At 69.5% G+C, this 18,414-nt stretch carries 17 protein-coding genes, 2 tRNA genes and 1 pseudogene; 7 read left to right on the forward strand and 13 right to left on the reverse strand.

The genetic code is table 11. The annotated features are described in order from the left end of the window. From T398_RS06285 to T398_RS06305, 5 genes are all read right to left on the reverse strand, one after another. Complete coding sequence (locus T398_RS06285; RefSeq protein ID WP_018726256.1) at positions 1-447, reverse strand: MaoC family dehydratase N-terminal domain-containing protein; 447 nt, start codon at positions 445-447, stop codon at positions 1-3. A 112-nt stretch (positions 448-559) separates the two neighbouring features. Beyond that, the gene (gene rpmG / locus T398_RS06290; RefSeq protein WP_012184342.1) at positions 560-727 is read right to left on the reverse strand and encodes a 50S ribosomal protein L33; all 168 of its coding nucleotides are present in this window, start codon (positions 725-727) and stop codon (positions 560-562) included. A gap of 133 nt (positions 728-860) precedes the next feature. Next, positions 861-933, reverse strand: a tRNA-Met gene (locus T398_RS06295). Positions 934-957: 24 nt separating this feature from the next. Continuing rightward, positions 958-1,030 (reverse strand) — tRNA-Thr (locus T398_RS06300). 92 nt (positions 1,031-1,122) lie between these two features. Then, positions 1,123-3,651 (reverse strand): putative bifunctional diguanylate cyclase/phosphodiesterase, encoded by a 2,529-nt coding sequence (locus T398_RS06305; RefSeq protein ID WP_496445411.1) that lies wholly within the window; start codon positions 3,649-3,651, stop codon positions 1,123-1,125. Between the two features lie 404 nt (positions 3,652-4,055). On the opposite strand from T398_RS06305, the gene T398_RS06310 reads away from it, so the two are divergent. Beyond that, positions 4,056-4,508, forward strand: coding sequence for a hypothetical protein (locus T398_RS06310; RefSeq protein WP_496445412.1), 453 nt, complete (start codon positions 4,056-4,058; stop codon positions 4,506-4,508). 86 nt (positions 4,509-4,594) lie between these two features. Here the strand turns inward: T398_RS06310 and T398_RS06315 are convergent, their stop codons facing one another. Then, positions 4,595-5,842, reverse strand: coding sequence for an MFS transporter (locus tag T398_RS06315; protein WP_496445413.1), 1,248 nt, complete (start codon positions 5,840-5,842; stop codon positions 4,595-4,597). A 74-nt stretch (positions 5,843-5,916) separates the two neighbouring features. Here T398_RS06315 and T398_RS06320 point away from each other — a divergent pair, with 74 nt between their 5' ends. Continuing rightward, complete coding sequence (locus tag T398_RS06320; RefSeq protein ID WP_496445414.1) at positions 5,917-6,810, forward strand: 1,4-dihydroxy-6-naphtoate synthase; 894 nt, start codon at positions 5,917-5,919, stop codon at positions 6,808-6,810. Here the strand turns inward: T398_RS06320 and T398_RS06325 are convergent. Beyond that, the gene (locus T398_RS06325) at positions 6,771-7,157 is read right to left on the reverse strand and encodes a cold-shock protein (RefSeq protein WP_026322528.1); all 387 of its coding nucleotides are present in this window, start codon (positions 7,155-7,157) and stop codon (positions 6,771-6,773) included. The two genes, T398_RS06320 and T398_RS06325, sit on opposite strands and share 40 nt — an antisense overlap. Before the next feature lie 207 nt (positions 7,158-7,364). On the opposite strand from T398_RS06325, the gene T398_RS06330 reads away from it, so the two are divergent. Continuing rightward, positions 7,365-9,830, forward strand: a complete 2,466-nt coding sequence (locus T398_RS06330; RefSeq protein ID WP_496445415.1) for a helicase-associated domain-containing protein — start codon at positions 7,365-7,367, stop codon at positions 9,828-9,830. Positions 9,831-9,876: 46 nt separating this feature from the next. On the opposite strand, the gene T398_RS06335 is transcribed toward T398_RS06330, so the two are convergent. Then, entirely contained in the window at positions 9,877-10,113 is a 237-nt protein-coding gene (locus tag T398_RS06335) for a hypothetical protein (RefSeq protein ID WP_018222559.1), read from the reverse strand. A gap of 421 nt (positions 10,114-10,534) precedes the next feature. On the opposite strand from T398_RS06335, the gene T398_RS06340 reads away from it, so the two are divergent. Beyond that, positions 10,535-12,214: a DNA repair helicase XPB gene (locus T398_RS06340; RefSeq protein ID WP_496445416.1), complete on the forward strand. Its 1,680-nt coding sequence runs from the start codon at positions 10,535-10,537 to the stop codon at positions 12,212-12,214. Positions 12,215-12,373: 159 nt separating this feature from the next. Here the strand turns inward: T398_RS06340 and T398_RS06345 are convergent, their stop codons facing one another. From T398_RS06345 to T398_RS06355, 3 genes are all read right to left on the reverse strand, one after another. Next, a complete protein-coding gene (locus tag T398_RS06345; RefSeq protein WP_496445417.1) occupies positions 12,374-13,240 on the reverse strand; it encodes an SCO4651 family lipoprotein in 867 nt (288 codons plus the stop codon). Between the two features lie 193 nt (positions 13,241-13,433). Then, a complete protein-coding gene (locus tag T398_RS06350; protein WP_496445418.1) occupies positions 13,434-14,693 on the reverse strand; it encodes a zinc ribbon domain-containing protein in 1,260 nt (419 codons plus the stop codon). Positions 14,694-14,714: 21 nt separating this feature from the next. Further along, positions 14,715-16,028: a M48 family metalloprotease gene (locus T398_RS06355; RefSeq protein ID WP_496445456.1), complete on the reverse strand. Its 1,314-nt coding sequence runs from the start codon at positions 16,026-16,028 to the stop codon at positions 14,715-14,717. A 308-nt stretch (positions 16,029-16,336) separates the two neighbouring features. On the opposite strand from T398_RS06355, the gene T398_RS06360 reads away from it, so the two are divergent. After that, positions 16,337-16,711: a VOC family protein gene (locus T398_RS06360; RefSeq protein ID WP_496445419.1), complete on the forward strand. Its 375-nt coding sequence runs from the start codon at positions 16,337-16,339 to the stop codon at positions 16,709-16,711. A gap of 61 nt (positions 16,712-16,772) precedes the next feature. Here T398_RS06360 and T398_RS06365 read toward each other — a convergent pair. Both T398_RS06365 and T398_RS06370 read right to left on the reverse strand, forming a co-directional pair. Continuing rightward, positions 16,773-16,988 (reverse strand): annotated as a pseudogene (locus T398_RS06365) (NAD-dependent epimerase/dehydratase family protein); the annotation flags it as partial. Positions 16,989-17,105: 117 nt separating this feature from the next. After that, positions 17,106-17,333, reverse strand: coding sequence for a winged helix-turn-helix domain-containing protein (locus T398_RS06370; RefSeq protein WP_026273999.1), 228 nt, complete (start codon positions 17,331-17,333; stop codon positions 17,106-17,108). Positions 17,334-17,680: 347 nt separating this feature from the next. Between T398_RS06370 and T398_RS06375 the strand changes: the two genes are divergently transcribed. Together T398_RS06375 and T398_RS06380 are read left to right on the forward strand one after the other, a co-directional pair. Then, positions 17,681-18,004 carry a DivIVA domain-containing protein gene (locus T398_RS06375; protein ID WP_496445420.1) on the forward strand — a complete coding sequence of 108 codons (324 nt, stop codon included), beginning with the start codon at positions 17,681-17,683 and terminating at the stop codon, positions 18,002-18,004. Then, a complete protein-coding gene (locus T398_RS06380; RefSeq protein WP_496445421.1) occupies positions 18,001-18,258 on the forward strand; it encodes a hypothetical protein in 258 nt (85 codons plus the stop codon). The genes T398_RS06375 and T398_RS06380 overlap by 4 nt, the downstream gene beginning before the upstream one ends. The last annotated feature ends 156 nt before the right edge of the window (positions 18,259-18,414 follow it).

An 18,414-nucleotide genomic window follows, 5' to 3' on the forward strand; every position in this document is an offset into this window, starting at 1 on the left:
TCAGCCCTCCCCCCGTACGACAATCTTCGACCAAACGGTGACCACCGACTCACCATCAGGCGTGGTGACCTCGGTGCGGGTGGTCAGGAACCCGTGCCCGCCGCGGGTGCGGACGTCCTCGATGGTGTTGACGCAGACCAACTCGTCCCCCGCCACCACCGGGCGGGTGTAGGCGAAGCGCTGATCGCCGTGGACCACCCGGCTGTAGTCGACACCGAGGTCCGGATCTTCCACGATCTGACGGGTGGCGGCCATGGTGACCACGACCGGGAAGGTCGGCGGGGCGACCACGTCCGGATGGCCGAGTGCACGAGCGGCAGTCGGGTCGTGGTGGGCCGGTTCGGTGGCGCCGATCGCGGTCGCGAACTCACGAATCTTCTCTCGGCCCACCTGGTAGGGGGCGGTCGGCGGGTAGGTCCGGCCGACGAAGGAGGGGTCCAGGGACATGCCGTGAACCTACACGCAGAACACGGCCGCCGATCCACCCGACCGGCGGCGGCAAAGCCACGCGGGTCGGCGGATCGGCGACCGTGGACAACTCAGCGGTGGACCGCCAGGATCAGCGGGTCTCGCGGTGGATCGTGTGCCGGCCGTCACGCGGGCAGAACTTCTTCAGCTCGATACGGTCCGGGTCGTTACGCCGGTTCTTGCGCGTGATGTAGTTGCGCTCCTTGCACTCCACACACGCCAAAGTGATCTTCGGCCGGACATCGGTCGCCTTCGCCACGGCGGAGTGCCTTCCTCGTAAATGGGTGACAACTACGGGCGCATCAGCCTACGCGCAGAGCACGTGGACATGCAAAGCGGGCGCCGAAGGCGCCCGTCCCATCATCCGCCGGGTGAGGCCCGATGGACGAAAGTAGCGGTGGCCGGACTTGAACCGGCGACACAGCGATTATGAGCCGCTTGCTCTGCCACCTGAGCTACACCGCCGGGTGGGTCCAGCCGGACCCTCTGAGCCCCCTTACGGAATCGAACCGTAGACCTTCTCCTTACCATGGAGACGCTCTGCCGACTGAGCTAAGGGGGCCTGCGCAACCACTCGGTGGCCGCGCAGAGATAAGCCTACACGGCGGGATCGCGGAGCTGAAATCGGATCCCCCGACGGCCCGCAGGCCCAGCTCACGGCACGACCCGCAGTCGCGGCGGCTCCCCCGCGGCCACCGTCCCCGACTCCAGTTGGGCGCCGAACCACGCCTCCAGCCGCTCATAGGGCAACGGCCGACTGAACAGGAACCCCTGCCCGTACTCACACCCGATGTCCTGGAGAAGCTCCAGGGTCAACTCGCTCTCCACCCCCTCGGCCACCACGCCGAGCCCGAACTGCTGGGAGAGCGTGACCACGGCGTTGACGATGGCCAGGTCCCCGGGGTCGGTCGCCATCCCCTGCACGAACCGGTGATCGACCTTCACCTCGTGCACGGGGAGCCGACGCAGGTGGGCAAGCGACGAGTTACCCGTACCGAAGTCATCCACCGACAGGCGGACGCCCAGATCACGTAGGCGCCGCAGGGTTGGAATGGGGCGGTCGGTGCCGTCCAGCACCCCGGACTCCCGGATCTCCAACGTGAGCCGCTCCGGCGGCACCCCGTACTCCTCGAGCAGTTCCCGCACCCGCTCCGGGAAATGCTGGTCGGACAGCGTACGCGGGGAGAGGTTGACCGCGACGGAGAGCGGGTGACCCCCGGGCGCCCAGTCACGGCTACGGCGTAGCCCCTCCCGGAGCACAAACTCGGTGAGCCGCCCCAGTTGACCGGTGTACTCCGCAACCGCCACGAAGTCCTCCGGCGAGACTGCCCCGTGGGCCCGGTCCTCCCAGCGGGCAAGGCACTCGACGCCCACCAACCGCCGGTCGGGCAGGGTGACCTTGGGCTGGAAATACACCTCCAGCTCCCCGTTGGCCAGGGCCCGCCGCAGGTCACCGGCGAGACCGAGCCGCCGCAGCGACCGGGACTCCAACGCCGGGTGGAACAGCTGGACGTTCCCCGGCGCGGACTTGGCCGCCCGTACGGCCAGGTCGGCCCCTTGCAGCAGCGCGGCAGGCCCCTTGCCATGTTCCGGGTGCACGGCGACACCCACCGCCGTATCCACGTCGAGGGTCAGCCCGTCAAGAATCACCACGGCCCGGATCTGCTCCCGCATCCGCGCCGCCAACTCCAGGGCCGCGGTCGCCCCCGCCAGCCGGAGGGTCACCAGAAACGCGTCACCGCCGACCCGTCCCACCAATGCCGAGGACGGCGCGCAGGACCGAAGCCGCGCGGCGACCTGGACCAACACCGTGTCCCCGGCGGCCCGCCCGAGAGACTCGTTGACCTCCCGGAGTCGATCAACCGAGAAGAGCAGCAGCGCCACCACCTCACCCGGCGCCCGGATCTTCACCGCCTCGTCCAGCGCCTCGGTGACCCGCCGCCGGTTGGGCAGCTTGGTGAGCGTGTCGTGGTAGGCGTCGTGCCGCAGCCGGTCAACCAGCCGGGAATTCTCGAGCGCGACCGCGGTGTGCGCGGCGACGGTCTCGAAGACAGGGACATCATCCGGCGTGAAGCGACCTCCTACGCTGAGCTGGTTGACGACCTCCAGTGTGCCGATCACCGCCGGACCCGACCGTAACGGGACGACGATCACGTCCTTCACCCCGTGGCCGGCCAGGTCCCCCCAAGCGTCAGCCGAGTCCGGGAGGGCCCGCCCGACGGCGCGGGTAACACCGGATTCCCGGACCTGTTCCCGCAGGTCGGCTGGGGTGGGCGCGACATCGAGTAGTCCCCGGTCGCCCATCCGGGCGCTGAGCAGCACCTCGGGGTACCGCCCCTGCGCGGGCAGCCACAGGGTCGCGTACTCGGCCTGCATCAGGGCCCGGATCCGACCCAATAGCTGGTCGGCGACGGCACCCTCCCGACCGCCCTCGGTCATCGCCCGAGTCAGCTCGTACATGCTGCTCAACGTGCGGTGCTGCCGGAGGAACTGCGCATAGGAGCGGTAGACCACCACCATCGCAACGGCCAGCACGGCAATCAGCAGCACTGACCACCAGGTCGACTCCAGCGCCAGCAACAGGATCAGGCCGATCGCCACGTTGATGGAGTTGACCACCAACTGCACCCGGGACCCACGGAAAAACTCCCAGCCCGCCTGCCAGCCGTGGAGCAGACTCACGACACCACTGACCGCGATCAGGGAGGCGACCGAGTTCACGGTGACCGCGGCGAACAGGACCGCCCAGGTCCGGGGACCGATTCCGTCCACACCCGAAAGCCCGACCAGGACCACGCCGCCCAGCGCGGCCGCCGCGCCCTTGCAGGCCACGTTGAACCAGACCTTCACCGCGCCGAGCCGACGCCAGAGCAGCCCGACAAGGGTGGACAGCACGATGAGCGCCACGACCGTGAAGGGCGGCAGGTAGTAGAACGCCAGCACGAGTGGGATCTCGGTGACGACCACCTCGAGCGCCTCCCGGCGCACGACGATCTGTAGGACCCCGGCACCAGCCGCGATCATCACGACGAGCAGGACAGCGGCGATAGCCAGGTCACCGGGGGGAGACTCGGCCGCGAGCGCCAGGAAGATGCTCCCAAATACCGCGACCATCGCCAGCGGGGCGGTAATCAGCCAGACCTGCTCGGTGAGCCTATGCACCGGCGGTGGACCGCCTGACATTCCGCCCCCTGGTCGACGGCGCGGACGCTACCTGCTTACCGTGGTACCAGCCTCCACGGCTAGACCCAAATCCAGTCAGCGCGCTGCGCACCCGAGTTCAGGGCCAGGCGGCTACCGAATGGGGCCACTACCGCGAAGGTGAGGGCACTTCGCCCCCGACGTGCCAGTCCAGACATCGATTAACTCCTGCCGGGAGGGGATCCGAGATTGTTGCCGGTGTCACGATGGTGCCACATGTGGAATCCGCCGGCAAAGCCCCCGGCGGGACGGATCTGGAAACGACAAATCCGGGCAAAAATAACCTTTTACTACTACAGATAGAATGATCCTGACCTACCCTGATCTGGCCCGAATCTCGACGCAGCAACTGGGTACGATCCCACCGTTTAAGGGTAGTCGATCACATGTCAAATAAGGACAGATCGGTGGACGCGGAACACTCCCGGCCAGCAGGGGTCGATGACGTCACCGTCGACGCACTGGGCGAGTTGAGCGGGGCGTTGGAGACGGTCCACCGAGCACGTGGTCACCTGTATTCGGCACACCAGCTCATCGGGGGAGCAGATCTCACCCTCGACCGGGTGGTAGGGCTGCTCCGCGAGGCTGGGCACGACGACCTTGCCGACCGGGTCGAGCACGAGCTGCTGGGCCGCAACGTGCTACCCGGACGGTGGACGTTCCAGGTCGTGGAGGAGTTCGACGACGGCTACTACGCTACGTTCCAGGAGATCGAACGGGACGCACGGGAGCGCCTGGCCGGCGGGCGGCGGCACATCTACGAGGCGGAGATGAAGCAGCGGCGCCGTACCCACGGGTTGCGGGGGCACGAGGCCACGCCGGAGGCGGGAGCTCCGTAACGTGGCCGGGCAGCACCACCGGTTGCGCCGCTCGGGCAACGCCACTCGAACGTTCATGTGCCGCTCGGGCAACGCCACTCGAACGTTCACCGGTTGACCGGGACTGTCGGAAGCCCGACCCGAGTGGTACGCAGCGGCGCGGACAAGAGCGCCAACAGCCCGACGCCGCCGGTGGCCACCGCGCAGACCACGACCGCCACCACCGCACCACGGTGTTCGACGACAGCGCCGAGCACATTGAGCATGACCAACGAAGCCAGGCTCTGCACCAGAACCAGCAGGGCCTGAATACGGGACAGGTGCGTCTCCGGGGTCGTCCCCAGGATCAGGGGCCCGATGTGCGCGGCAAAGAGGCCACTCCCGAGCCCCAACACCAGCGCCGCGCCGACGGCAACAGCGGCGGTGGGCGAGAGCGCCAGTCCGAGGACACCGGTGCTCGCTGCCAACAGGCCCCAGGCGGAGAGAAGACCGGGCCGGCCAAGCGGGCCCCGGCGCGCGACAGCCAGGGTGACGACCAGCATGCCGATGCTCTGCGCCCCAAGAATGAGACCGGCAGCCGCGGCTCCCCAGTCTTCCGCCCGCACGAGCAGCGGGACCAGCAACGACAACACCGGAAGCAGGAACGCCGCCGCGGCCCCGGTCATCGTCAACCCGGGGCGCAGAAGCGGATCACGAAAGCCGACGCGGAAGCTGTCGAAGGCGTCGCGGACAACCCCACTGCCCGCGGGCGGTGGCGGGCCACCGTACCGCGGCCGGATGACGATCAGCAGCATCAGTACCGCGGCGAAGGTCACCGCGTTCACCAGGGCGGCCCCCGCCAGCCCGGCCAACCCGACGAGAACCCCGCCGAGCGGACCGCCGCTCACGGCCACCAACTGACCGCCGGCCTGACGTAGCGCCAGGGCCCGCGGCAGGTGGTCCGGGTGGACCAGCCGTCGCGGCATCGACCCGGACGCTGGCAGATAGAAGGCATCGGCGACCCCCACCGCGACCCCGGCGGTAAGCAACAACCAGGGCGGCGCGCCAAGGTGGTAGGCCGCCGCCGCCAGGGCGACCGAGAAGACGAGCATCGCCGCGTCGCCGATGATGAGCACTCGGCGTGCGCTCACCCGGTCCCCGAGGGCCCCACCGATCAGGAGCAGCAGCACCCGCGGCAGCGTGATGGCGGTGAGCACCAGCCCGGCGATGGCGCCGCCATGCGCACTCGCCTGCCAACCGAGGGCGAAGTAGAACAGCGAGTTGCCCAGCAACGAGGCGAGGATCCCGACGAGCCAGAGCAGGTACGAGGTGGGCAGTTTGGTGCCTCCGGTGGCGAGGACGCGGATCTGGACCACCGGACAATGCCGGATCTTGGCCACTGCCACAAGGCCGGCCAGGAGCGGCGATACCGCGGGGCTACCGTAGGTGCGTGACGCTCTCGCTGGCGATCTCGCCCTGCCCCAACGACACGTTCGTCTTCCACGCGCTGGTGCACGGGCAGGTCCCCGGCGCCCCCGCGGTCACGGTGGCCTACGCCGACGTGGACGTGACCAACACGGCCGCCGAGCGGGGCGCGTTCGACCTGGTGAAGGTGAGCTACGCGGCGCTGCCGTGGCTGCTCGAGGACTACCACCTCCTGCCCTGCGGTGGAGCACTCGGCCGGGGCTGCGGACCCCTGGTGCTGACCCGACCCGACCCGACGCTCGCCCCTGCTGCGGCACCCGAGGGCTCGGGCAGCCGGGTGACCGGGGTCCCAGACCGGGCCGACCTCTCCGGGGCCACGGTTGCCGTACCCGGCGACCGGACCACGGCCTACCTGCTCTTCCGGCTCTGGTCAGCCGGGCGGCCACCCGCCCGGATCGAGGTGGTGCCGTTTCACGAGATCATGCCGGGGGTCGCCGCCGGTCGCTACGACGCCGGCCTGGTGATCCACGAGGCCCGGTTCACCTACCCCCGGCACGGGCTGACCGCCCTGGTCGACCTGGGCCAGTGGTGGGAGGCCGACACCGGCCTCCCGATCCCGCTCGGCGCGATTCTCGCCCGCCGCGGCAGCGTGGACCCCGAGGCCGCCACCGGATGGATCCGGGAGTCGGTCCACCGCGCCTGGGCGGACCCGGCGGCCAGCCGCGACTACGTGCTGAGGCACGCGCAGGAGATGGAGCCCGACGTGGTCCAGCGGCACATCGACCTCTATGTGAACGAGTTCACCGCCGACCTGGGTGCAGCCGGGTCCGCCGCCGTCAACGCGCTGCTGGGCCGGGCCGCCGACGCCGGCCTGGTGCCTCAGACCTCCAACTCGCGGGCGACCGCGTGGACCAGCTGAGCGATCTTCTGCGCGGTCTTCCGGTCCGGGAACCGGCCTCGGCGTAGGTTCGGCTGCACCTTTGCCTCCAGAACTTTGATCATGTCTTCGACGAGGCCGTGCAGCTCCTCCGCCGGGCGACGACGCAGCTCCGCCACCGACGGTGGGGCCTCCAACAGCTTGACCCCCATCGCCTGGGTGCCACGACGGCTGTCGACCACGCTGAAGTCGACCCGCTGCCCACCCTTGAGGTCGGTGACACCCGCCGGAAGCGCCGCCTTGGGCAGGAACACGTCGCCGCCCTCGTCACTGGTGACGAACCCATATCCCTTGGTCGCGTCGTACCACTTCACTCGACCCGTCGGCACTTGAAAACCTCTGCTTCACTCACGACGTCTACTGCTCTAAGGCTAGCCGGACCACGGCGTCGGGCGCCGCTGGGAATCCAGTGAGATCATCGCGCACCGGCTCCACCCCGCCGCGGCTGCCACCGGTACGGCGGTCACCGATGCGGTGAGGGCGACTGGCCGACCGAGGGGCGGAGCGGGCACCCGCCGGGCTAGCGTGGAAAGACGATGACCAACTCACTCGCCGACCACCTGCGTGCGCTGCCCGACCAGGAGCTCGCGGCCCTGCTCCAGCGGCGGCCGGACCTGGTCGTACCGGTCCCCAGCGACCTCGCCGCGCTCGCCCTCCGAGCCCAGTCCCGGGTGTCGGTGGCCCGCGTGCTGGACAGCCTGGACCGGTTCACGCTTCAGGTCCTCGACGCCGCCCGACTCACCCGCGCCGCAGCGGCCGACACGACCAGCCTCGACGTGATCCTCGCCATGGCCGCGGCCAACGTGTGCCCGCCCGACCCGGCCGCCGTCCGCGAAGCGGTGCGACTGCTCCGATCCCGCCTGCTGCTGTACGGACCCGACGAACGGCTACACGTGATCGGCGGCATCGACGAAGTCTCCCCGTACCCTGCGGGGCTGGGCCGGCCGGCAGCGGAGCTGGACTCGCGGGCGGCGGCCCTCTGCGCGGACCCGGCGAAGCTGCGGCGCACCCTGCTCTCGGCACCGCCGTCGGCGCGGGCCATCCTGGATCGACTCGCCGCCGGTCCGCCGGTCGGCAGCGTGCCACCGGGGGCGTTGCAGGCCCTGCCCCTGGGCGCCGAGGATGCCCTGCCGCCGGACCCCACGAACGGCGGCGCACCCACCGGCTCACCGGTGCGCTGGCTGGTTGACCACCGGCTCCTGGTTTCGGTCACCACCGGTGGGGGCGGCCGCCCCGGGACTGTCGAGCTGCCCCGGGAGGTGGGGCTCCTGCTCCGCCGGGACACCGGCTCGCTCGGCCCCCTGCCCACCGACCCGCCACCGGTCGCGGCCCCACCCCGGGAACCGAAGGCGGTCGACTCAGCCGGGGCCGGCCAGACCATGGAGGTGGTCCGCCAGGCCGAGGCGCTGCTGGAACAGCTCGCCGCGGAGCCGGCCTCGGTGCTTCGCTCCGGCGGCCTGGGCGTCCGCGACCTGCGCCGGCTGGCCCGCGCCCTCGGCCTGGACGAACCGACCGCCGCACTGCTGCTGGAGGCGGCGCACGCCGCCGGACTAACCGGGGAGTTGGAGGCGCCCGGGGTCGCCGCACCCCGGGCCGGCGCCGAGCAGCAGGTGCTGCCGAGCGCCGGGTACGAGGCCTGGCGCGCCGGTTCGCTGGCGCAACGGTGGGAGCAGCTGGCCCGGGCCTGGCTGACGATGACCCGACAACCCGGGCTGGTCGGCCAACGCGACGACCGGGACCGCCCGATCACGGTGCTCTCCCCCGAGGCGGAACGTGCTGGGGCGCCGATCGCCCGGCAGGCGGCGCTCGGTGTCCTCGCCGACCTGGAGCCGGCGACCGCACCCACCCCGGACGAGGTGTTGGAGCTGCTGGACTGGCGAGCGCCCCGGCGCAGCCGGGGACGGGAGGCGGCACACCGGGAGGTGCTGACCGAGGCGGCCACGCTGGGCGTGACCGGGCTGGGGGCGCTCACCTCGTACGGGCGGCTGCTGCTCGCCGACACCACCGCCAGCGAGCAGCGGGGCGCGGACGACCCGCTGGGCCTGCACGCCGACGGCGAGCCGTCAACGGCGGTACGGGCGCTGGACGGGCTGCTGCCCGCCCCGGTTGACCACTTCCTGGTGCAGGCCGATCTGACCGTCGTCGTACCGGGACCGGCTGACCCGACCCTCGCCGCCGAACTGGACGTGGTGGCCGAGCACGAGTCGGCCGGTGGGGCCAGCGTGCACCGGGTGACCCCGGCAAGTGTCCGGCGGGCGCTGGACGCCGGCTACTCGGCAGCCGACCTACACGGGTTGTTCGCCCGGCGCTCGCGGACCCCGGTGCCGCAGGGGCTCACCTACCTGGTCGACGACGTCGCCCGCCGGCACGGCGGGCTACGGGTCGGCGCCACCGGGGCGTACCTACGCAGCGACGATGAGGCGCTGCTCGGCGAGGTACTCGCCGACCGCCGGTTGGAGGTGCTGGCGCTCCGCCGGCTCGCGCCGACCGTGCTCGTCACGCCGGGCCCGGTCAACCGGATGCTCGCCACGCTGCGCGAGGCTGGCTACGCACCGGTGCCCGAGGACGCCACCGGTGCGGCGGTACTCACCCGGCCCAGGGCCCGCCGGGCACCGGCGCGCTCGCCGGGCACCGCCGCCCGGATCGTTGACCCGGTCACCGCCCCGAGGCTCCCGATGCCCCGGCTCCTCGGCATGGTCGAGCAGATCCGGCGGGGTGACGCCGCCACCCGGGCCGCGCAGCGGGCACCGGCGTCGCTCCGCGGCCAGGAGGGCGCCGGAGCCGCGCACCGCCACACCGACGCGCTGGCCGTACTCCAGCAAGCGGTTCGGGACAAGGCGCTGGTCTGGGTGGGGTATGTCGACGCGCACGGGGCGACCGCCTCCCGGCTGGTCCGGCCGGTGTCGATCGGGGCCGGTTACCTACGGGCGGAAGACGAGCGGACCGAGATGCTGCACACCTTCGCCCTACACCGGGTGGCAGCAGCGGTGCTGGCGGACTGAACACCCTGCCAGGCCAGGGCCGATCGCGCGGCAGAGGACCAACGGATCAGCGCCGATCGCGGCGGAACGTACCGACCACCGCGACCACCAACAGCAGACCAAACGCCGTACCGGCGGTCTCGCCGACCGAGTCCACGAGGCCCTGCCGCTGCACCAGCAGACCAAACAGGAACCAACCGAACAGGAGCACCCCGCCGGCCACGTAGGCGACCATGGTGCCGGCGGAGACAGGCGGATCAGGTCTCCGCGGCGTCTCAGTCATCACATCCTGGTCGACGGTCATTCCGCCCTCCCCGCCATCGACGAGCTCCGAGGGTCCAGGGTGACATTCACCGTGGCCGTGGGCCAGCACCACCACCGGCCGGTCCGGCCCGGGCGTTGCGCCCGCCCCCGTTGGCGACTCCGCCGCCCGGTCGACGCGGACCTCCGGCCCCGCCGCCCTCGGCCGCGGATCGAACGCGTACGCACCGGCGCCGACCAGCGTGACAGCCGTGCGGGCAGAATCCGGAAGGCAGTCCGGAACCAGAAATGTGAGACCCGCCCGCATTGGTTGTCACCCTGCAAGACGTACCAGCACCCCGTCAGGTTGCATGGTGCGCCCAAAAATCCAAGATCCGGGGCGGAGCGTGCAACACTGGATGGTCGTCCCGTGGCCCCACGCCCGGCACGACGACCGACATCCGAAGATCAAGAGAGGCACTCACGTGAGTGGTGGACCCCTGATCGTGCAGTCGGACAAGACCCTGCTGTTGGAGATCGAGCATCCCGATGCGCAGGCCTGCCGGTTGGCGATCGCGCCGTTCGCCGAGTTGGAACGCTCACCGGAGCATGTACACACGTACCGGCTGACCCCACTGGGCCTCTGGAACGCCCGGGCCGCTGGGCACGACGCCGAGGGCGTGGTCAACGCGCTGATCACGTACAGCCGCTATCCGGTACCCCATGCCCTGCTGGTTGACGTGGCCGAGACGATGGACCGGTATGGCCGGCTGCAACTGATCAACGACCCGACGCACGGCCTGGTGCTGCGGGCCGTGGATCGGGTGGTGCTGATCGAGGTCGCCAAGAGCAAGAAGCTCGCCGGGATGCTCGGCACGAAGCTCGACGACGACACCATCGCGGTGCATCCGTCCGAGCGCGGGCGGCTCAAGCAGGCGCTGCTCAAGCTCGGCTGGCCGGCCGAGGACCTGGCCGGGTACGTCAATGGTGAGGCCCACCCGATCGAGCTGGCCGAGGCTGGCGGGGACGGCGGAAAGCCGTGGACGCTGCGCTCCTACCAACGGGAGGCGGTGGAGGCGTTCTGGGCCGGCGGGTCGGGCGTGGTGGTGCTGCCCTGCGGCGCGGGGAAGACCCTGGTCGGGGCGGCGGCGATGGCTGAGGCGAAGGCGACCACGCTGATCCTGGTGACGAACACGGTGGCGGGGCGGCAGTGGAAACGGGAGTTGGTGGCCCGCACGTCGCTGACCGAGGCGGAGATCGGCGAGTACTCGGGGGAGCGCAAGGAGATCCGTCCGGTCACCATCGCCACGTACCAGGTGTTGACCTCCCGGCGCGGCGGCGCGTTCACCCACCTGGACCTGTTCGGGGCACGGGACTGGGGTCTGGTCGTCTACGACGAGGTTCACCTGCTGCCCGCACCGATCTTCCGGTTCACCGCCGACCTTCAGGCCCGTCGCCGACTGGGGCTGACGGCCACCCTGGTTCGCGAGGACGGTCGGGAGGGGGACGTGTTCAGTCTGATCGGTCCGAAGCGATATGACGCGCCGTGGAAGGACATCGAACAGCAGGGTTGGATCGCACCGGCCCGGTGCACCGAGGTACGGGTGACGCTCACCGAGGCCGAGCGGATGGCGTACGCGATGGCGGAGGCCGAGGAGCGCTACCGGATGGCGGCGACGACCCGGACCAAGCTGCCGGTGGTGAAGGCGCTACTCGACCGACACCCGGGCGAACAGACCCTGGTGATTGGCGGGTACATCGACCAGCTGCACCAGCTGGGGGAGTATCTGGACGCGCCGATCGTGCAGGGGTCAACCACGAACCGGGAGCGGGAGCGGCTCTTCGACGCATTCCGCTCCGGTGAGCTGCGCACCCTGGTGATCTCGAAGGTGGGTAACTTTTCGATCGATCTACCGGAGGCGGCGGTGGCGGTCCAGGTGTCGGGCACGTTCGGCTCCCGGCAGGAGGAGGCGCAGCGGCTCGGTCGGGTGCTCCGGCCCAAGGCCGACGGCCGGCAGGCGCACTTCTACACGGTGGTTTCCCGGGACACGATCGACACCGAGTACGCCGCCCACCGCCAACGCTTCCTCGCCGAGCAGGGGTACGCCTACACGATCGTGGACGCCGACGATGTCCTTGGCCCGTCGCTGCCCTCGGTCGACTGACGCCGCGGGGCGCTCGCCGATGGCCTGGCGATGGTGGACCGTGGGCCGATTTCCGGTCCAGGCTCGACCGTCCGGCACCCCGGGCAGGGGCCGCAACGACTCCGCCCGGCCGGGGAGACCGGCCGGGCGGGGTACGACGATCAGCTAGGGCGATCCCGTTCAGTTGCCACCAGTGAGGTCTTCGATCTCCTTCATGGCATCCTCGATCTCCGCGAAGGAGCCCTCAAGGTCCGTAAAGAGATCCTCCAGGTCGACAACATCCGCTGCCGGGGGCGCCTCGATCTGCACGGGCTCGTTGTAGTCGTAGTAGTCAGCCGTCGTCACGCCCGCCGTGCCCGTGTCCAAGCGGAACCGACGGAGTAGGTACTCTTCGTCGATCCAGACATCGAGCGTTACCTCGGTGACACCGAGAGCGTCCCCAGCAGCCGACAGGTCCGAGTCTTCTGCTGACCCCTCCGGTTGCGCCTCGGCGAGTTCCTCGGGGGTGGTGGTGACGGTGTACTGGACCGTGCGGATCCCATCCACCGTCTCCTCACCCACGGCGGTGACGCCCTCCAACTCCAGCAGCGCCTCGATCTGCCTTGATGGGTCGGATTCCTGCAACATCTGATCCACGCCCACGTCACCTGCGGGCGACGCGTTGAGGTCGATCTTGGTCCAGTGCTTACCGCCGTAGAGCTCCCGATCCTCCGGGGAATTCACCGTGTAAAGCGCGGAGTCAACCATGCGCATGGTGACGTCTTCACCGACCATGTCGCCGACCATCTCGAAGCTGACCGCGCCACGGAAGTTCATCGTTATCTGCAACTCAGAATCTGCGGCACCTCCCGAAGTGACCACGTCCGCTCGCACCGATTCGGTTTCCTTGGCCTTGTCGGCCGCCGCTTGAAGCGAGCCAGAGACGTCATCGGTGAGCTGCTCCAGCGCACCCGACTCTCCCGTGGAGTCGTTCGGTCCGCAGGCAGTCATCGAAACCGCCGTAACGGCCGCGACTGCCAGGGCGCTCAACTTTTTCCAACGTGACACGTGAAGCCACTCCCCCGGGAAGTAAATCTAGGTCGACTGTACACATTAACCCAGTAGGTCAGGCCGAACAAGTCCCTTCCGGACCCCCCGCCCCGGCAACGACAGGGGCGGCGAATCAGCCTATTCCCGACCCACGCCAGTTTGGCAACGCGGAGACGAAACCGGCATCATCCATACTGGACTGCTGGTGACATCAGTCGTGGTCGAAAGTCACCTGACCACCGATCAAGCTGGCCCAACCGGTGACGGAGAAGCCGATGTCGTAATCCATCTCCACCCCGTCGTAGCCGACCCATGCCACGTTGACACGTCCCGTCCAACCGGTGACGCCGACCTGACCCTCATAGATATCGAAGTCGAGCTCCGGATACGTTTCGATCGCCCATTGCACAGATTGTGAAGAATCGACTGCGGTCCAGGAGAAGGGGCAGTCCGCCGGCGACGGGTCGGTGCTCTCAGCACAGTTGTCAAGGTACGCCTTCACCTGACTTTCGACCGCGCTGCGCGCCGAGTCCCGGACCGTTGGCCGTAGCCTCGCCTCACGCGGTCTCAGCAGGCCAACCTCCGCAGACACCAGCCCGGCCTGGAGTAGTGGGTCGTCAGCCACTCCCACCTCATGGACACCAGGGAAGACGCGGGCAATCGCGCGCCCCTCGCGAGCTGGCACCACCTGCCCGTTGATGAGCACGCTCGGACTGTTCTGCCAGGCCGATACGGTCAGCTCATTAACCCCGCCGTAGATCAACCAGCCATCCAGAACACCCAGTTCCTTCCGTTTCTGCCGGTGCAGATACAACACTTCCCGATAGGTACGGTCGCCCACCCGGTACGTGACGCCGGCGAACCGCCAGTCAGCCCGCTCCGTCCCGGCCGGAACGCCCGCCAGCTGGATCTCGTTCGGCTCCTCGATCGAGGTGACTTCCGCCGCCGACGGCGGCTGGTACGACGCGTTCAGGGGGATCAGCGGTAGCTTCCCGGGATCGTTCGGGCCGTCCCCGGACGGCTCCTCCAGGAGCGAGCGCGCGGTGGCGAAGTCCCGCTCGGAGAGCGCGGAGAAGTACTCCGCCACCACCCGCTCGGGGGTGTAGAAGATGCTTTGGACCACGTAGAGGCCGGCAATACCGGCCAACAGCACGGCCAGACCGACGCCGGTGAGCCGGTACAGCCAGCGATTGGGGTTGCGCACCTTGGCAAACACGATGGGCGGCGGCAACGGGGCAGCTGGGTCGGCGCCGGGCGTCGTCGCCGTCGCCGCTTCAACGGCGGGCATCGGCGACCGCTGCCCCAGCCGCTGCCCACAGGCGGGGCAGAACCGCGCGTCCACCCCGGTGAGACGGTGACAGGTGGGGCACTCCTGCGTCTGCTCGGCGGTCGGGAGACCACATCGCAGGCACCCCTGCTGGCCCGGAAGGAGCACGGTCCGGCACGTCACGCAGGCATGAATCGTCGTCATCGCTGCCTCTCCGCCGTCGGCTCAGTCACGGGATGAGCTGGACACGACCACCGGAAGCGGACGTGCCGGCGAGTCTCGGTCGGGCAGCGGGTAGTCAACACCGGGTGCCTCGGCACGCTCCAACCGCAGCTCACTCGGGGGGTGGTTGGCGCAGACAGCGTGTTCCCACCCATTGCGGGCTCCGTCGAATCCTCCCTGGATCCGGCTCAACACCTGCCGCAGCCCGAGGTGGTGCCCCGCCCAGATCGCGCCCTGGTCGGCCAGGTATTCGGCGGCTCGGTTCCCCGCCGCCTGCGTCGGCATGACGACGTACCGGACGGTCAGCAGGAGCGGCCAGGCGCTGAGCGCCAGGACGAGGGAGAGGATCGGGTGCCGGAACTTCCGTCGCAGCCACGTGACCAACGCGTAGGCGAGGTAGAGCGGCAGGCCGAGCCCGCGCACGAAGAGGCCGGACACCGGGTCGGCGTTGCGCCAGTGCGTCAGCTCGTGGCACAGCACCGCGGCGATCGGCTCGGGCGCGTAGTCGAACTCGTCGAGCAGTCCGCGGCTGATCACCACGTGTCGAGTCCCGCTGACCGCGTGCGGATCGTGGCTGTCATCGATGAGCAGCTTGGGGTACGCGTCGAGCTGCAGCCGTGTCGCGCAGTCGACCAGGATCGGCTGGAGTAGTTCCCTTTCTCGACGGCTTGGTTCGCGGTAGCCGGCAGCCCGGAACCGCCATCCTTCGGTAGCGATTCCGTAGCTGGTGTAGAGCAGGCTGAGGAGAATCGCGACGATGGTCTGGGCGACGAAGTAGCCGACGGCATAGCCCGGCTCGGTGGTGACCAGAGACCACGGCACGAACAAGCCGCCGACCAACCCGGCCAGGCAGCCGAGCAGCACGCCGACCAGAAGCCCGAGCACACCGCCCACCTGAAGCGCGGCACCGCTGAGCACCGGACCGAGCAGGGGAACCTCGGCGAGGAAATCGGGGCCGAATTCATTGCCACTGGTAAACCCGCCAAGGTAGCCAGCTATCCCGCCGTACACGATCCCCAAACCGCCGAGGAACACGGCGAGCGGCAGGTTGAACCAGGCGGCGATGAACGCGCCGAGCGCACCACGCCGGTCCCGGAACGCGCCGGTCACCAGCCAGGAGACGAAGGTCGGATAGCCAGGGGGACGGGCGAAGAGCCGTTGCCCCCGGGCCGGCTTGACGTTGTGCGGCGGGACGGAGATCGGCTGCGCCGGCCGCTGGCCGGGCACCTCCGCTCCGGTTGGCTGCGGCAACGGAGTGCCGCACTCGCACTCACCCTTTGCCGGATCAATATAATTGCCGCAGTTCGCGCACTGCACCATCGACTCCCAGGAACCTCGTCATTGAATCCGAACGAATTGTTGCACGGACGACGGCCCGGCGATGACCCGCCGATCCGGGAACGGCGAGGAACTCGATCGAATCGGTGCCCGATTTCACCGCCCTGCACCACTTCACCCGCTATGACGCCGGGCAACGGCCGACCCACGAATTGCCACCCGGCACGTTAGTCGTACGGGCGACCTCTGCGCTGGGTAACGTTTGTGCTGGCCGCATTCGACGGCGGGACGGTGTGGATGGGTTCGCGTCCACGAGTTGGTCGTACCCACCGGGCATGATCTGATGCATGACCGATTCTGTGACAAACCGACAGCACGCCATCGACTACGTTGAGTTCGCCGTCACCGACCTCGCGGAGGCGAAACGGTTTTACGGCGAGGCCTTCGGCTGGCAGTTCACCGATTACGGGCCGGAATATGCCGGTATCCGCAGCCCGCACGGCGAGTCCGCACCAGAGGTGGGCGGGCTGCGGCAGGACCCGCAGGTGCGGGCGGGCGGCCCACTGGTCGTACTGTTCTCGACCGCCCTGGAAAAGTCGGTCCAGGCGGTGACCGAGGCCGGCGGCACCGTGGTCAACGGCCCATACGACTTCCCGGGCGGGCGTCGGTTCCACTTCACCGACCCGAGCGGCAACGAGCTGGCCGTCTGGGCCGAGGCGTAACGACGACGGGAGAGGCGGGCTACCCGATCAAGGGCAGCACCGCGTCAGCTCTTCGCGCAACTCATCCACCGTGGGTGGGATTGGGCTGGGGCAGCACGTCGAAGTGCCGCAGGGCGCGGGCGAAGCCCTCCGGTACGTCGGTGGTCTGCCAGCCCAGTTGACTGCGGGCCCGGGAGGCGTCCGGTAGCGGGTGAGAACGAAGGAAGTGCAGCTCGCCCGCGGCGAGCAGCGGCGGCCGGCGGGTCACGCGGGAGAGGGCCTCCCCGGTGGTGGCCATAACCGAGAGCCCCGAAGTGCGGCGCAGGCCGATCCGGGGTCGCGGCCGGTGCGATGACCTCAAGCCCATCGAGGCACGGGTGGCGGCAGCGCGGGGTACTGCCCGATCAAGGGCCCGTCAACGACGTGGCGGCTCCGCGACGAAGACGCCGCGTCCCGGACGCCCCACCAACACCCCCTGCGCCCGCAGCCGCGCCACGGCTCGATGAATCGTCGACAGCGACAGGTCGTAGTGGTCGGCAAGCTCCTGGGTGGACGGTATCTGCGAGCCAGGACGAAGCTCGCCCGCCTCGATCCGCTTCAACAGATCACTGATCAACTCATCCATGGTTGGCGGTATTGGCATGGAAGCCCCTTGCAGTCGGTTGGCTCTTCCAGTATTGATCACCGACTGAGAGAGCAGCAAGAGCTAGGAGAAAAGCAGCAGGAAGAGGGTGAGCTAGATTCGACAGATAAGGAAGCGTTGACAGAGGTGCGAGGTCTCAGTAGCGTCGCTGTCGGTGATGCGGTGCCGCTGCGGTCGGTTGGCGCCTCTCGTACTGGTCTCGCATCGCCGCCGAGATCACACCTCCGCGCCACCACCAGGCGCGGCCCGGTTGTCGTACCGCCGATTGAGGCTGCGACGGCCGGGCGGGCGCTCCGCCGGCCGCAACCGACGGAGCGCCCCTCCACCTACCCGCGACTCGACGAAGGGTGGCCACCATGCGCAACCTGATCCGCCGACTCACGCACCGACCCGGCCCCGGCCCGAACAGCGAGGTCACCCACCACCACAAACCCGCCCCGCCCACGCACCCCCGACTGCCGCTGCGGCCGGGGGAGGTCCGGGACCGCTACTTCTCGGTCCGGCGACGGGGGCTCGACCCGGTGGAGATCCGCGACTTCCTGCACCGGGTCGCCGACGAGTTGACCACCGCGCAGACCGCCCTGGTCGCGGTGCGGGAGGAAAATGTACGGATCAAGAACGCCCTACGGGAATGGCAGAGCGCCCAGTCGGCTCGCCACCACTACCGATGACCAGCCGCTGGGTGATCCACCTCCCGGTCACCGCGGCCGACCTGATGCGAGCCCGAATCCTGGCCCGGACCGCCGCCCGGGTGCTGATTCGGTTCGGCGCCCGGGTCGAACCGGGCGGGGTAACCGTCTCCGCCGAGGACCAGCAGGATGTGCGCCACTGGGTCTTCTGCAACCAGCTGTTGCCGGAGGGAGGCGGACGGTGCGTACTCGCGGTGGACCACACCTCCCGCTGCCGGCCGCGTCCGCCCCGGTAGCAACTCTGCCCGGCCGGTGAGCCCGGCCGGGCAGAGCGGCAGGGTCCCGATCCATCAGACACCGCCGTGGGACTGGGCACACTGCGACTCCCGCAAGGCGAAGTCGAGGCCGACCCCGAAGAAGCCGGGGCAGTCGGTCGTTTTCGATCTTATTCG

The organism is Salinispora goodfellowii (assembly GCF_059570675.1).

Bases quoted from the DNA above. Each gene is read 5' to 3' on its own strand.
- T398_RS06285 (WP_018726256.1), bottom strand. From the start codon at position 447: ATGTCCCTGGACCCCTCCTTCGTCGGCCGGACCTACCCGCCGACCGCC.
- T398_RS06305 (WP_496445411.1), bottom strand. From the start codon at position 3,651: ATGTCAGGCGGTCCACCGCCGGTGCATAGGCTCACCGAGCAGGTCTGG.
- T398_RS06310 (WP_496445412.1), top strand. From the start codon at position 4,056: ATGTCAAATAAGGACAGATCGGTGGACGCGGAACACTCCCGGCCAGCA.
- T398_RS06330 (WP_496445415.1), top strand. From the start codon at position 7,365: ATGACCAACTCACTCGCCGACCACCTGCGTGCGCTGCCCGACCAGGAG.
- T398_RS06335 (WP_018222559.1), bottom strand. From the start codon at position 10,113: ATGACCGTCGACCAGGATGTGATGACTGAGACGCCGCGGAGACCTGAT.
- T398_RS06350 (WP_496445418.1), bottom strand. From the start codon at position 14,693: ATGACGACGATTCATGCCTGCGTGACGTGCCGGACCGTGCTCCTTCCG.
- T398_RS06360 (WP_496445419.1), top strand. From the start codon at position 16,337: ATGACCGATTCTGTGACAAACCGACAGCACGCCATCGACTACGTTGAG.
- T398_RS06370 (WP_026273999.1), bottom strand. From the start codon at position 17,333: ATGCCAATACCGCCAACCATGGATGAGTTGATCAGTGATCTGTTGAAG.
- T398_RS06380 (WP_496445421.1), top strand. From the start codon at position 18,001: ATGACCAGCCGCTGGGTGATCCACCTCCCGGTCACCGCGGCCGACCTG.